The 14013-nt window shown below is 66.0% G+C and carries 14 protein-coding genes; 4 read left to right on the top strand and 10 right to left on the bottom strand.

What is annotated here, in order from left to right; all coding sequences use genetic code 11:
• Positions 1 to 8: 8 nt before the first annotated feature.
• The 5 genes from bioD to bioB all read right to left on the bottom strand — a co-directional run bounded on the left by bioD (position 9) and on the right by bioB (position 4571).
• Complete coding sequence (gene bioD, locus RT582_RS12830) at positions 9 to 695, bottom strand: dethiobiotin synthase (protein ID WP_313477673.1); 687 nt, start codon at positions 693 to 695, stop codon at positions 9 to 11.
• Positions 695 to 1510 (bottom strand): malonyl-ACP O-methyltransferase BioC, encoded by an 816-nt coding sequence (gene bioC / locus RT582_RS12825; RefSeq protein ID WP_014818866.1) that lies wholly within the window; start codon positions 1508 to 1510, stop codon positions 695 to 697. Before bioC ends, bioD begins: the two co-directional genes overlap by 1 nt.
• Positions 1503 to 2228, bottom strand: a complete 726-nt coding sequence (locus RT582_RS12820) for an alpha/beta fold hydrolase (protein ID WP_042921896.1) — start codon at positions 2226 to 2228, stop codon at positions 1503 to 1505. Before RT582_RS12820 ends, bioC begins: the two co-directional genes overlap by 8 nt.
• The gene (bioF, locus tag RT582_RS12815; RefSeq protein ID WP_102832225.1) at positions 2221 to 3399 is read right to left on the bottom strand and encodes an 8-amino-7-oxononanoate synthase; all 1179 of its coding nucleotides are present in this window, start codon (positions 3397 to 3399) and stop codon (positions 2221 to 2223) included. The genes RT582_RS12820 and bioF overlap by 8 nt, the downstream gene beginning before the upstream one ends.
• Before the next feature lie 116 nt (positions 3400 to 3515).
• The gene (gene bioB / locus RT582_RS12810) at positions 3516 to 4571 is read right to left on the bottom strand and encodes a biotin synthase BioB (RefSeq protein ID WP_090520985.1); all 1056 of its coding nucleotides are present in this window, start codon (positions 4569 to 4571) and stop codon (positions 3516 to 3518) included.
• A 93-nt stretch (positions 4572 to 4664) separates the two neighbouring features.
• Here bioB and RT582_RS12805 point away from each other — a divergent pair, with 93 nt between their 5' ends.
• On the top strand, positions 4665 to 5369 hold the full coding sequence (locus RT582_RS12805; RefSeq protein WP_102832226.1) for a ComF family protein: 705 nt from the start codon (positions 4665 to 4667) through the stop codon (positions 5367 to 5369).
• Between the two features lie 71 nt (positions 5370 to 5440).
• A complete protein-coding gene (locus RT582_RS12800; RefSeq protein WP_102832227.1) occupies positions 5441 to 6415 on the top strand; it encodes a serine/threonine protein kinase in 975 nt (324 codons plus the stop codon).
• A 124-nt stretch (positions 6416 to 6539) separates the two neighbouring features.
• On the opposite strand, the gene RT582_RS12795 is transcribed toward RT582_RS12800, so the two are convergent.
• Positions 6540 to 7379, bottom strand: a complete 840-nt coding sequence (locus RT582_RS12795; RefSeq protein ID WP_102832228.1) for a 23S rRNA (adenine(2030)-N(6))-methyltransferase RlmJ — start codon at positions 7377 to 7379, stop codon at positions 6540 to 6542.
• A 134-nt stretch (positions 7380 to 7513) separates the two neighbouring features.
• On the opposite strand from RT582_RS12795, the gene RT582_RS12790 reads away from it, so the two are divergent.
• The gene (locus RT582_RS12790; RefSeq protein ID WP_102832229.1) at positions 7514 to 8557 is read left to right on the top strand and encodes an NAD(P)H-dependent flavin oxidoreductase; all 1044 of its coding nucleotides are present in this window, start codon (positions 7514 to 7516) and stop codon (positions 8555 to 8557) included.
• A gap of 83 nt (positions 8558 to 8640) precedes the next feature.
• Positions 8641 to 9174, top strand: coding sequence for a sterol desaturase family protein (locus RT582_RS12785; protein ID WP_102832230.1), 534 nt, complete (start codon positions 8641 to 8643; stop codon positions 9172 to 9174).
• On the opposite strand, the gene RT582_RS12780 is transcribed toward RT582_RS12785, so the two are convergent.
• The 4 genes from RT582_RS12780 to RT582_RS12765 are packed head-to-tail and all read right to left on the bottom strand — an operon-like array spanning position 9134 to position 14004.
• Positions 9134 to 10060, bottom strand: a complete 927-nt coding sequence (locus RT582_RS12780; RefSeq protein WP_313477667.1) for a phytoene/squalene synthase family protein — start codon at positions 10058 to 10060, stop codon at positions 9134 to 9136. The two genes, RT582_RS12785 and RT582_RS12780, sit on opposite strands and share 41 nt — an antisense overlap.
• On the bottom strand, positions 10057 to 11562 hold the full coding sequence (locus RT582_RS12775) for a phytoene desaturase (RefSeq protein ID WP_234174540.1): 1506 nt from the start codon (positions 11560 to 11562) through the stop codon (positions 10057 to 10059). Before RT582_RS12775 ends, RT582_RS12780 begins: the two co-directional genes overlap by 4 nt.
• Positions 11559 to 12728: a lycopene beta-cyclase CrtY gene (gene crtY / locus RT582_RS12770; protein WP_234174539.1), complete on the bottom strand. Its 1170-nt coding sequence runs from the start codon at positions 12726 to 12728 to the stop codon at positions 11559 to 11561. Before crtY ends, RT582_RS12775 begins: the two co-directional genes overlap by 4 nt.
• The gene (locus RT582_RS12765) at positions 12718 to 14004 is read right to left on the bottom strand and encodes a glycosyltransferase (protein WP_234174538.1); all 1287 of its coding nucleotides are present in this window, start codon (positions 14002 to 14004) and stop codon (positions 12718 to 12720) included. The genes crtY and RT582_RS12765 overlap by 11 nt, the downstream gene beginning before the upstream one ends.
• Between the last annotated feature and the right edge of the window lie 9 nt (positions 14005 to 14013).

Below are 14013 nucleotides of genomic sequence, written 5' to 3'. Positions count from 1 at the left end.
GCGTCCACTCACTCCGGGTGCAGCGCGGGCAAAGCGAGGTATTGCGCAACCTGCTGCGCTGTCGGCTCAGCGAGACGGGGCACCCGACCAAGACAGGGTGCCGGCAGCAGCTCAGAAAGCGTGGCGAGGTTTTCCTCCAGGCGCGATGTGGCCGGGTCGACGATATTGGCCACCCAGCCGGCCAGCACCAACCCGTCGCGGACAATCGCTTCAGCGCTGAGCAGCGCATGATTAATACATCCCAGGCGCACCCCGACCACCAGAATAACCGGCAACCCCAGCGCCACTGGCAATGCCGACAGATACTCACGCGCATTCAGCGGGACTCGCCAGCCTCCCGCGCCCTCGACCAGAGTGACGCCGGCCTGCCGGGCCATTACCGGTTGCACGGCCTCGATCAGACGAGCGGCGGTCAGTTCGACACCCGCTTCGCGGGCGGCTATGTGCGGGGCAATGGCCGGCTCGAACGCGAACGGGTTGACCGTCGCATAGTCCAGCGCAAGGCTGCACTCGGCCAGCAGGGCCAACGCATCGCTGTTACGTAAACCCTGCTCGGTCCTTTCGCAGCCTGAGGCGACCGGCTTCACCGCCGCGGTGGACAACCCCGCCAGGCGCGCTGCATGCAGCAGGCCCGCGGCGATAGTGGTCTTGCCAACATCGGTATCGGTGCCGGCAATGAAGAAAGCGCGATGCATCATGGCTCCTTGTGCAGAATGCCGTAGATCACCTGGTAGGTCGCCGGAAGCCCCTCGGGACGGCGGAACCCTTCGTAGGCCTCGACCAGCGCGCGGATGCGTGCACGCCCGGTCAGTCCATCCGGGCGACCCGGGTTCAGGTTGTGCGCCCCCAGCGCCTTGAGCTCATGGGTCAGCTGGCGCAGATCGGGGAAATGCAGCACTTCCGGGCGCACTTCGAGACTCGCCAATCCAAGACCGCAGCCCCTACACAGCGTCTGGTAGGCCTCCCGCGAGCGGAAGCGGTTGACGTGAGCGAAGCCGTCCACCGCCTGCCAGCTGTCCCGCAGCTCCTGCAGGGTACCGCTGCACAGACTGGTGAAGGCAAAGATGCCGCCCGGACGCAGCACCCGCCGCACTTCGCTCAGCACGCTGGCGAAATCCTCGCACCACTGCAGGGCCAGGCTCGAATAGATCAGGTCGACAGTGCCATCACGCAGCGGCAGCCGCTCGGCGTCACCGGTGACGAAATGCCGTGCGCCGCCCTGCGGCCGTGCATGGCGCAGCATGCCCTCGGCGATATCCAGTGCCAGGCCATCGGCCTCCGGAAAGGCCGCAGCCAGGACGCGGGAGAAGTAGCCGGTGCCGCTGCCGAGATCGAGCCAGCGGCCGGGTTGCCGAGTGGAGGGCAGTCGGGCCAGCAATTGATTGCCGACCTGTCGCTGCAGCGCGGCGACGCTGTCGTAACTGCCCGCAGCACGGGAAAACGATGCCGCGACTTGGCGCTTATCAGGCAACTGCGCCGGCGGACGCTCGCTGAGCGATGCTTCAGTCATCCTCGCCATCACCCATAAACGCCAGCATTGCCGTCGCCACGTCGTCGGCACGCTCCAGCGGCAGGCCGTGACTGGCATTGGCCAGCACATCGACTTCCACATCCGGCAGACAGGCCAGCAGCGCATCTGCCGCTGACGCCGGCACCAGCGCATCACCATCGGCGAACAGATGCAGCTGTGGCCCCACATAACCTTGCAGCGCCTCGCGGCCGTCCAGCTCGGCGAGCAGACGCAGCCCGGCGGCAGCCACTGACGAAGGCTGCTCGAGCAGGCTCACCTGCAGTTGCCGCGCCAGCGTGCGCGGATCGTAGGCACTGCGGCTACACAGCAGGCTGAAGCGCTTGAGCGTGTCATCCGGCCCGAGGCGGAAGGCCTCCTCGAAGGCATCGAACACTTCGGCAGGCATCGCCGTCGGCCAGTCGTCACGGCTGCGGAAGCAGGGGTTACTGCAGAGGGTGATCAGCCCCGGACAGTTGTCGCCGCGCCGCGCGGCCAGTTGCGTCGCCAGCATGCCGCCAAGCGACCAACCGGCGAGCCAGCTGTCGACGGGCAGCCGCGCATCCAGCTCATCGAGCCAGGCCTCGGGGCGATCCAGCGTCGGCAGCGGGGCAATGTCGACCTGCAGGCGTGGCTCGCGGTCGCGCAATAGCTCGGCCAGGGGTTCAAGGGCGGCCGAGCTGAACGCCCAGCCCGGCAGAAGAATCAGTCGATCACGCATCCTCGTTCTCCTTGGGCAACAGGGCCCAGCACTCGGCCAGCGTTTCCAGCAGGCGGGCCAGCTGTGCCTCACTGTGGCTCGCCGTGAAGGTGATCCGCAGCCGTGCGCTGCCGGCCGGAACGGTTGGTGGGCGAATCGCGCCGACCAGAATGCCGCGCTCGCGCAGCAATGCCGACAGCCTCAACGCCCGTTCGCTGCTGCCGACCAGCACCGGCTGGATCGGTGTCGGGCTGTCCATCAGTGTCAGGCCGATCTGCACCGCGCCTTCGCGGAAACGCGCCACCAGCCGGTTCAGGTGCTCGCGGCGCCAGCCCTCACTACGTAAAAGCTCCAGGCTTTTGAGTGTGGCACAGGCCACCGCAGGCGGCTGGCTGGTGGTGTAGATGTACGGTCGGGCGAACTGGATCAGCGTTTCGATCAGCTCCTCGCTACCGGCGACAAAGGCGCCTGCGGTGCCAAACGCCTTGCCCAGCGTACCGACCAGTACCGGCACGTCATCCATGCCCAGACCGAAATGTTCGACGATGCCGGCGCCCGTCGCACCCAGCGGGCCGAAGCCATGGGCATCGTCGACCATCACCCAGGCGCCACGCTGCTTCGCCGTGGCACAAATCGCCGGCAGTTCTGCGAGATCGCCGTCCATGCTGAATACGCCATCGGTCACCACCAGAGTATTGCCGCTGGCTTTCTCCAGGCGCTTGGCGAGGCTTTCGGCATCGTTGTGCAGGTAGCGCGAGAAACGCGCGCCGGAGAGCAAACCGGCATCGAGCAGGGAGGCGTGATTGAGGCGATCATGCAGCACCGTATCGCCCTGCCCGACCAGCGCCGTCACCGCAGCCAGATTCGCCATATAACCGGTGGAAAACAGCAGCGCCCGTGGTCGGCCGGTGAATTCGGCAAGGGCTTCCTCGAGCTGGTGATGCGGCGTGCTGTGGCCGATCACCAGATGCGAGGCGCCGCCGCCCACACCCCACTTCGCAGCGCCCTGCTGCATGGCGTCAATCACCTCGGGATGATTGGCGAGGCCCAGATAATCGTTGGAACAGAACGCCAGCAGGCGGTCGCCATCGACCATCACCTCCGGCTGCTGCGGCGCTTCCAGCAGCGGACGTTGACGATAGAGATGGGCCGCGCGGCGCTCGGCGAGACGGGCGGAGAGATCGAAGCTCATGGGTACACCGAGAGGAGGTGGATGACCACACGCGGGTCATCCAGCCTGCAAATGGGTTGGCCAGGCCAGCGCGGATGCGTGCAACCGATGCCGCACTCATCCACCGGACCCGATCATCAGACCGCGGCGTTGTAGAACAGCTTGCTGTCGCGCTGTTCGATCAGCGCCTGCTCGATGGCCGCCTGGTGTACTTCGTCGGCATGCTCGTGGCGCTCTTCCGGCTTGATGCCCAGACGCGCGAACAGCTGCATGTCCTTGTCCGCCTGCGGATTGGCGGTGGTCAGCAGCTTCTCGCCGTAGAAGATCGAGTTGGCGCCGGCGAAGAAGGCCAGGGCCTGCATCTGTTCGTTCATCTGCTCGCGACCGGCGGACAGCCGCACATGGGATTTCGGCATCATGATCCGCGCCACGGCTAGCATGCGGATGAAGTCGAACGGATCGACGTCCTGTTCCTCGGCCAGCGGCGTGCCCTTGACCTTGACCAGCATGTTGATCGGCACCGATTCCGGGTGCTCAGGCAGGTTGGCCAGCTGGATCAGCAGGCCGGCGCGATCGTCCAGCGACTCGCCCATGCCGAGAATGCCGCCGGAGCAGATCTTCATCCCCGCCTCGCGCACGTAGCTCAGCGTTTCCAGACGCTCGCCATAGGTGCGGGTGGTGATGATGTTGCCGTAGTACTCCGGCGAGGTGTCGAGGTTGTGGTTGTAGTAGTCCAGCCCCGCCGCCGCCAGCGCCTTGGTCTGCTCCTGATCGAGCTTGCCGAGGGTCATGCAGGTTTCCAGGCCCATCGCCTTGACCCCTTCAACCATCTTCAGCACGTAGGGCATGTCCTTGGCCGACGGGTGCTTCCAGGCCGCACCCATGCAGAAGCGCGTCGAGCCGATGGCCTTGGCTTCGGCCGCAGCCTCCAGCACCTTCTGCACTTCCATCAGCTTCTCTTTATCGAGGCCGGTGTTGTAGTGCCCGGATTGCGGGCAGTACTTGCAGTCTTCCGGGCAGGCGCCGGTCTTGATCGAGAGCAGCGTGGAAACCTGCACGCGGTTGGCATCGAAGTGCTGGCGGTGCACGGTCTGCGCCTGGAACAGCAGATCGTTGAAGGGTTGCTCGAAGAGCGCCTTGACCTCGGCGAGGGTCCAATCGTGACGCGTAATGGAGGCGGAGGTGGCACTCATGGGCATTCCTTGTAATTAATAGCGGCTCGGCGGCCTGGCACGGATGCGGAATGTTTAGCCAAGCTCGATACGCTGTCAACCAGGAAAGGAATCATGGTTTACAACTGGTCAATTAATATACAGCACTGCCTGCTGTGCGATGAACCTTGCGACGGTCACCCACTGTGTGGCCCTTGCGAAGCCGAACTGCCCTGGCTCGATGGTCGGTGTGCAACCTGTGCCGTGCCACTGCCGACACACGGGCTGGTCTGCGGCGAATGCCAGAAAAGGCCGCCAAGCTATGACCACGTCGAGGTGCCCTGGCGCTTCACCTTTCCCGTGGATGCGCTGATCACCCGTTTCAAGCATCAGGCGCGCTGGCCGTTTGGGCGATTGCTTGGCGAGCGGCTGGGGCTGCATCTGCAGCACGCCTTCACCGACGGGCTGCCGCAGCCTGATCTTCTCGTGCCGGTGCCGCTGGCCCGCCGACGCCTGCGCCAACGCGGCTTCAATCAGGCGCAGATGCTGGCCCAGTGGCTGGGCGGCGCGCTGAAACTGCCGGTCGACGAGCATCTGCTGGAACGCGTCGTCGATACGCCCCCGCAGCAGCAACTGGACGCCGCCACGCGACGGCGAAATCTGCGTCAAGCGTTTTGCCTGGCGCCGGGTACCGTCATCAAGGGCCGCCATCTGGCGCTGATCGACGACGTGCTGACCACCGGTGCGACAGCCGAGGCGCTGGCGCGACTGCTCAAGCGTGCGGGTGCGGTGCGAGTGGACGTCTACTGCCTGGCACGCACGCCCAAGCCAGGCGACTGATAGCGGCGGACGCGCGGTTGTTTAAAAGCCCCGGTGCAATACACTGATCGGTCTATTCTGCGGAGCCGGTCATGTCTCATCCCTTCGATACACTCACGCCGGACCTGGTCCTCGACGCTGTGGAAAGCATCGGTTATCTCAGCGATGCCCGCGTGCTGGCGCTCAACAGCTACGAGAACCGCGTCTATCAGGTGGGCATCGAAGATGAAACACCACTGATCGCCAAGTTCTACCGTCCCGGTCGCTGGAGCAACGAGGCGATTCTCGAGGAGCACCAGTTCAGCCTGGAACTGGTCGAGCACGAGGTGCCGGTGGTGGCGCCGCTGGAACGCAACGGCACGACGCTATTCGAGCATGCCGGCTTCCGCTTTGCGCTATTTCCACGTAGAGGAGGCCGCGCGCCGGAGCCGGGCAATCTCGACCAGCTCTATCGTCTCGGCCAGCTGCTGGGGCGGATGCATGCGATAGGTGCAAACCGGCCGTTCGAGCATCGCGAAACGCTGGGCGTACAGAATTTCGGCCACGATTCACTGAACAGCTTGCTGGAAGGCGGCTTCGTGCCCAAAAGCCTGCTGCCGGCCTACGAGTCGGTGGCACGCGATCTGCTCAAGCGGGTCGAAGACGTCTTCGCCAGCACCAACTTCACCCCGATCCGCCTGCATGGCGATTGCCACCCGGGCAACATCCTCGCCCGCGACGATGCCTTTCATCTGGTCGATCTCGATGATTGCCGCATGGGCCCATCGGTGCAGGACCTGTGGATGATGCTCGCCGGCGAGCGCCATGAACGTCTTGGTCAGCTGGCCGAACTGGTGGACGGCTACAACGAATTCCATGATTTCGCCCCCCGCGAGCTGCCGCTGATCGAGGCGCTGCGCGCCCTGCGGCTGATGCACTACAGCGCCTGGCTGGCTCGCCGCTGGGACGACCCGGCCTTTCCGATGAGCTTTCCCTGGTTTGGCAGCGAACGGTACTGGGGCGACCAGGTGCTGATCCTGCGCGAACAGATATCGGCGCTGCAGGAAGAGCCGCTCAGGTTGTTCTGAGGCATGGTGTGGCTGCGGGCCCGTGACGGCAGATGTGAAAAAAGCGACATCCACCCTACGAATCCCGGCGTCTGCGTAGGGTGGATCGCGCTTTATCGATCCACCGGGTGGCGATCTCCGCGACTCAGGCCTCCTCGATCAGCCAGTCCAGCCGCCAGCTGCCCTGACTCTGCGCCAGCTGCTCGGCCAGCCACGGCAACAGCTCACGCAGCTCTTCCTCCAGCCCCCACGGCGGGTTGACGATGGCCAGGCCCGAACCGCTCAGGCGGCTGGCGTCGTCGGCGGGGTGGACGAACAGTTCGGCACGCAGCAACTTGGGCGCCCCGCTGCGCGCCAGGTCCTGATAGAAGCGCTTGAGCTGGCGCTCGTCCTTGATCGGATACCAGATCACACCGATGGTCTGGCGCATACGGCCGAGCGCTTCCTTCAGCGCCGTCACACAGCGGCTCAGTTCGTCGGCCTGTTCGAACGGCGGATCGATCAGCAGTACCACGCGCTTTTCCTGCGTCGGCATCAAGGCCCGCGGCACATGCCAGCCCTCGCCTCGGTGCACGGCCACGCGGCGGTCGCCGGCCATGTTGTCCTTGAGCAGCGCGCCGTCCTCGGGATGCTTTTCGTTGAGCTGCAGACGATCCTGCTCGCGGGTCAGTTGCCGCGCCAGCTCCGGCGAGCCGGGGTAATAGCGCAGCGCCCCGTCCGGGTTGAGCTGGCGGATCACGCCGAGGTAGTCATCGAGCAGCGCCGGGTGCGCCTCGGCCTGCCAGATGCGGGCGATGCCCTGCAGCCACTCGCCGGTGCGGCTGGCCTGGTCGCCGGCCAGGTCGTAGAGGCCGACGCCGGCATGGCTGTCGAGGTAGGCGAAGGGCGCCTCCTTGCGCGACAGCAGGGCGAAGATCCGGCTCAACACCAGGTGTTTGAGCACATCGGCGTGGTTGCCGGCATGGAAGGCGTGGCGGTAGTTCATCTGATCCTCCTCGAGAGCCGCGCAGTTTACCCGTCCGCCTTGCGCCGCGCAGGTCCGGCATGACCAGCGTCGTTTTCCCCGGCCACCGACTAGGGCTACAGTGGCGCCCACGACGACTGAACGGAGCTGACCTCATGGACCTGCGTGATCTTTTCGGCATTGAGCACCCCATCATCCAGGCACCCATGGCCGGTGCGCAGAGTCACCTGCTGGCCGCGGCGGTCTGTGAGGCCGGCGGGCTGGGCTCGATCCCGGCCGGCATGCTCAATGCCGAGGCGCTGGACGCCGAGCTGACCGCCATCGAGGCGCTGACCGACCGACCGTACAACGTCAACTTCTTCTGCCACCAGACGCCGGCCGCCGACCCGACGGCCTTCGACGCCTGGCACCGGATGCTGGCGCCGTTGTTCGCCGAATTCGACATCGACCCTGCGAGCATTCCCGCCGGTGCCACCCGCCAGCCGTTCGACGCGGCCATGGCCGCGGTGCTGGAGCGGCACAAGCCGGCGCTGGTCAGCTTCCACTTCGGCCTGCCTAGCCCCGAACTGTTGCAGCGCGCCCGCTCTACCGGAGCGAAGATTGCTTCAAGCGCAACAACGGTCGCCGAAGGCCTTTGGCTGCAGCAGCACGACGTCGACCTGGTGATTGCCCAGGGCCTGGAAGCCGGCGGCCACCGCGGCATCTTTCTCAGCGAAGACCTGACCAACCAGCTCGGCACCTTCGCGCTGCTGCCACAACTGGTCGCCGCGCTGGATGTGCCGGTGGTCGCTGCCGGAGGCATCGCCGACGCCCAGGGAGTGGCCGCGGCACAGACCCTCGGTGCGGCTGGCGTACAACTGGGCACCGCCTACCTGTTGTGTCCGGAAAGCCGCACCAATGCGCTGCATCGCGCCGCACTGAAGAGCCCGCAGGCAGCGCATACGGCGCTGACCACCCTGTTCAGTGGCCGCCCCGCACGCGGCATCGTCAACCGCATCATGCGTGAGCTGGGTCCACTGCCCGAAGGCGTGCCGCCCTTCCCGCTGGCCGGCAACGCCATCGGCGCGCTGCGCGCCCAGACCGAGAAGCGGGGCCTGGATCACTGCACGCCGCTGTGGGCCGGGCAGAACGTCAGCGGCTGTCGGGAGATCCCTGCCGGCCAGCTGACCCGTGAACTTGCGGCCGGCTGGCGGGCCTGAGTCATTACGCATTCCGTCGCGGCGAGTCCTGAGCCGTCGCGACGGGGCGTAGAATCGACCGCACGTCACACGGAACGCCGCCAATGAGTCCACTGACCAATACGCTCGTCTTCCTCGCCACCCTCGCCGGCATGGAAGTCTTCGCCTGGTGGGCGCACAAGTACGTGATGCACGGCTGGGGTTGGGGCTGGCACAAGTCGCACCACGAGCCGCGCAGCGGCTGGTTCGAGAAGAACGACCTGTATGCGGTGGTGTTCGCTGGCGTGGCGATCCTGCTGATCGCCCTCGGCACGGCCGGTTATCACCCGCTGGAATGGATCGGCGCCGGGATGACGGCCTACGGCTTTCTGTATTTCGTCGCCCACGATGGCCTGGTGCATCACCGCTGGCCGCTGCGCTACGTGCCGCGCAACGGTTATCTCAAGCGCCTTTATCAGGCGCACCGCATGCATCATGCCGTCGAGGGCAAGGAGCGCTGCGTGTCCTTCGGCTTCCTCTACGCGCCGCCGCTACCGGTGCTCAAGCAGCAGCTGCGAGAACTGCATGACGGGCCGCTGCGCAAGGCGAGCGTTATCGCTAGCGAGGACGCCTCCAGAGACCGTCAGGACGCGGCCTGACCTGCATCCGCCGCGAGGCCAGCGCCAGCACGCCACCCCCCAACAGAAACTGCAGCTTCTGCCCTTTGCTGGTCGACACCCGCCTATCCCAGGCCGCTGCGCCGCGCGCTTTCACCTCGACGCCGATCTGCCGATAGACGCCATGCGCCGTGGCGATCGACCAGGCCGAGCGTAACGGCAGGTCCCGTAAGCCCTGAGATGCTGATTGATAGTAGGGTTCGGCCAGATCTACCAGTCGCGCCGCCAGCGTCGCCAACGCGGCACGATGCTGAGGCAGCGCGACCTCGTCCTCCGGAATACCCACCCCCGCCAGCCACTCGGCCGGCAGGTAGACGCGGCCGATCTGCGCATCCTCGACGATATCGCGGGCAATGTTGGTGAGCTGAAAGGCCAAGCCCAGATCACAGGCGCGCTCCAGCGTCGGCTCCGCTTCGGCGCCCATCACCCGCGCCATCATCAGGCCGACCACACCGGCAACCCGGTAGCAGTAGAGCAAGGTGTCATCGAGGGTCTGGTAGCGGTAGTCCTGCACGTCCATACGAAAGCCGGCGAGATGCTCCAGCGGGTACTCACGGGGGATCTGGTGCCGCTGAATCACCTGCTGGAACGCCGCAAAAGCCGGATCGCTCATCGGCTCGCCGGCATAGGCGCGTTCGGTCAGGTCAACCAGCTCGGCCAACCGCACCTCGCCAGTCGATCGATCACCCTCGACCTGACCATGCCCCAGCGTTTGCCCGTCGATCACGTCATCACAGTGACGGCACCAGGCGTAGAGCATCACGGCGCTCTGGCGAGTGCGCTCGTCGAACAGCTTTGCCGCCGCCGCGAAACTCTTGGAGCCGACGTTGATTGCCTGGGTCGAATGGTCGATGACCTTGTCATTCATCCGGCCTGCTCCCCCAACATGAAGTCCTCCAGCATTAACCCGGCGGTGGCCTTGGCTGAGCCCACGACGCCCGGAACCCCCGCGCCCGGATGGGTGCCGGCGCCGACGATATAGAGGTTGGGAATCACGTCATCACGGTTGTGCGGGCGGAACCAGGCGCTCTGGGTGAGGATCGGCTCCAGCGAAAACGCCGAACCCAGGTGCGCGTTGAGCTCGTCGCGGAAATCGTGCGGGGTGAAGATGCGGTGGGTCACCAGATCACCGCGCAGACCGGGAATATAGTGCCGCTCGAGGTACTCGAAAATTCGGTCGCGGTATTTTGGCCCCTCCACCGCCCAATCGATATCCGCCGTCCCCAGGTGCGGCACCGGCGCCAGCACGTAGTGGCTGGCACAGCCTTCCGGCGCCAGCGATGGGTCGGTCACGCAGGGCGCGTGCAGATAAAGAGAGAAGTCGTCGGCCAGGGTTTCACGCTTGAAGATCTCATTGATCAGCTCGCGGTAACGTGGCCCGAAGCACACCGTGTGATGCTGCAGATGCTCGTGGCGTCGCTTGAGGCCGAAATGGATGACGAACAAGGACATGGAGAAGCGTTTGCCGGAGAGCCGTTTGGCTTCATCGCGGCCGCGCGCCTCATGCCCGAGCAGCTGCTTGTAGGTGTTTACAACATCGGCGTTGGAGGCGACCGCACCCGTATCGAAACGACGCCCATCACCCGTGATCACCGCCTTCGCCCGCCCTTCGGCCAGCTCGATGCGCGCCACCTCGGCGTTCAGCTCCAGCTTGCCGCCCAGGTCCTCGAACAGCTTCACCATCCCCTGCACCAGCGCACCGGTACCGCCGCGCGGAAACCAGACGCCGCCCTGGCGCTCCAGCGCATGAATCAGCGCGTAGATCGATGAAGTTTCGAAGGGGTTGCCGCCGACCAGCAGCGAGTGAAAGGACAGCGCCTGCCGCAGCCGGTCGTTCTCCACGAACTTGGCCACCATGCTGTACACGTTGCGCCAGGCCTGCAGCTTGGCCAGCTGCGGAGCGACGCCAATCATGCTGCGGAACGACAGGAAGGGCACGGTGCCGAGTTTGACGTAGCCCTCTTCATACACCGCGCGCGAATAGGCGAGAAAGCGCTGATAGCCGGCGACGTCACGGGGGTTGAGCGCATGGATCTGCCGATCCAGCTGGGCCTGGTCGTTGACGTAATCGAAGCTGTAGCCGTCCTCCCAGCACAGCCGGTAGAAGGGGCTGATCGGCAGCAGCTCGACGTAATCGGCCATGCGCTTGCCAGCGCCGCTGAAGAGTTCTTCCAGCGCTGGCGGATCGGTGATCACCGTCGGCCCGGCGTCGAAGGTGAAGCCCTGATCGTGATAGACGTAGGCGCGGCCACCAGGCTTGTCGCGCTTCTCCAACAGGGTGGTCTGGATGCCGGCACGCTGCAGACGGATGGCCAGCGCCAGCCCGCCGAAGCCGGCGCCGATTACCACCGCTCGTTTAGCTTGGTTCATCGGTAATCCTTGCGATGCAGATCATGGGCGGCGAGCGCGCGCAGCGCTTCGCCGAGCGGAACAGGAGGTTTGCCCGAGACGATGCGCAAGCGATCACGGGTGGTCAGCTTGGCCGCATAGAAACGCTGGATCAGCGGTTCGCGCAGGCGATAGAAACGTTGCATCACCGCCCAGCGGCGATCCGCCGGACCGGCCATGAACAGCATGCGATTGAGCAGTCGGAAGAAGCCGCGCTGGCGCCACTGCGCCAACGAGTAGTCGCGGATCGCTTCGAACAGGCTGCCGGCATCCCAGCGGTCCAGCGCGATCAGGTGATCGGCCAGACGCACCGCGTCGGGCAGCGAGTAGCCGGTGGTGGGATGGAACAACGCCGCGGACAGCCCGGTCTGCGGCACGCCGCGCGCCTCGTCCCAGAACGCCGGCAGGTCACCGGAGAGGACGATGGGCAGCACGCCCTGCTCCTCGCGCAGCATTTCGGCGATGGTCCAGCCGCACGCACTGGCGTAGCTGCCGATGTTGTCGCGCAGCGTATCCGGGGCCACGGTAGCGCCGTCGGCGTAATAGGTGTCTTCGATCAGCAGGGTGTCCGCATCCAGCGGCAGCACATAGACGAAGCGATAGCCATCGTGCTGGGCGACACCGGCATCCATGATGATCGGCTCCTGCAAGCCGTGCGGCTGCTGCAGGCGCAGTTCCTGGCCGAGAAACTTCTGAAAGCCGAGCGCCAGCTGACCGGTCCGCCGCACGCCGCGTCCATCGATCACCGCGCCGGCCTGCAGGATGTCCCCCGAGCCCAGACGCACCCTTTGTGACTCCACGCTGGCGACGGTCGTGCGCAAACGCACGCCATCGCTCAGTTCTGGCATCAGGTACTGGTGAAAGCGCTCCGAGAAGATGCTCGCGTAACCGCTGCCCAGCCGGCGCTGCAGGTCGGGAAAGATCACTTCATAGCCGGGCCAGCGCTTGCCCACCATGGGCTCCAGCCAACGGTGCTGAGCCGGCGTCAGATCGTGCTGGTGAAAGGACCAGGTGTGATTGCCGCCCAGGGTGTCGCCCTGCTCGACGAGCAGCAGGCGCAGATCGGGCCGCTGCTGACGCAGGCGCAGGGCCAGGAGCCCGTTGGCCAGCCCGCCGCCAACCAGGATCAGGTCCGCATCAAGCGCCACTCGCCACCTCCGGTCGTAGTCCATCTGTCCCGAGCGCAGCCTCGATCAGCTCGGCGGCACGCACCGCACCACCGGCCTCACGCACTTCTGCCCCCAGTTGCGCCGCCCGCTGGCGAAACTCGCCTTCGTTCAACAGCCGCTGCAATGCGTGGCCGATCCGCGCCGGGCTCACCAGCTGCGGCTGCAAGCGCAGGCCGACGCCGGCATGTTCGATACGCGCTGCGACACCCGGCTGATCGAAGGCAATCGGCAACGCCAGCATCGGCACACCGGCCTCCAGGGCATCGAGCACGGTATTCAGCCCGGCATGGGTGATGACCGCCGCAGCCCGGGCCAATGCCGCCCGCTGGGGTGCGAAGTCGGTGACCCAATGCGCGCCCTCATCCTGCAGCCGCGCCGCTTGCGCGGCATTCAACCCGCCGCAATGGGCGATCAACAGCTGTACGCCGAGTGGCTTGCAGGCGCGGGCGATATTGCGCAGCAAGGTATAGCGATGTCCCTGCAGGGTGCCCAGCGAGGCGAAGACGAACGGCCGCGTCGGATCGATTGGCAGGTTCAGCTCGGCTTCGCCGTGCAGCGGGCGACGCAACGGCCCGAGCCCGTGGAAGTGCGCCGGAAGCTGGCGGCGCGGAAAGTCGAAGCCAGGCACCGTCTGGCTGATCTGCAGCAGGGGCGACAGGCACTCGCTCAAGGTCGAGCGCGGCGCCAGGCCGAACGCCTGACAGTAGTGCTGGATCACCTCGGCGTGGGGGCGCATCAGGCGGTCGTAGACACGACTGCTGTGCAGGTTGAGCTGCTCGCCCCAGTCGGTCGCCCGGTAGCGCCAGGGCATCACCGGCAAGGGCACCAGCGGCTCGCGATTGAACGGCAGGGCGCAGGCAATGGAAACGAACGGCAGGCCAAGATGCTCGGCCACCAGCGCGCCCGCTGGCTCCATCTGATCGGCCAGCACGGCGTCGACCTTCAGCGAACGCAGCATGCCCGGCGCCTCGCGACAGAACAATGCAGTGCTCGCCGCCATGTCGGCGATGACCCGGCGGATACCGAAAGGCCCCGGTTGCGCGGCGCGGCGGACCACCGCAGCCAGGCTGCCCGGCGGATGGGACTCGGCGCCGATGGCGGCGAATCCGGCCGAGGGCAACGTCAACAGCTCGGCGGCATCGGCCTGCTGGACGAAAGTCACTCGGTGGCCTCGCTGCGTCAGCGCCCAGGCGACTGCTTCGAACGCGCGCAGGTGGCTGAGAAAGGGCGGCGCGATTGCCGCGAAATGAGTCATCTGGCGGCT

Origin of the sequence: Stutzerimonas kunmingensis (assembly GCF_032106285.1) — a bacterium.
Classification (GTDB): Bacteria; Pseudomonadota; Gammaproteobacteria; order Pseudomonadales; family Pseudomonadaceae; genus Stutzerimonas; species Stutzerimonas kunmingensis_B.
Note: the sequence above shows the minus strand (reverse complement) of the source record. Positions and strands in the feature narration are given on the sequence as shown.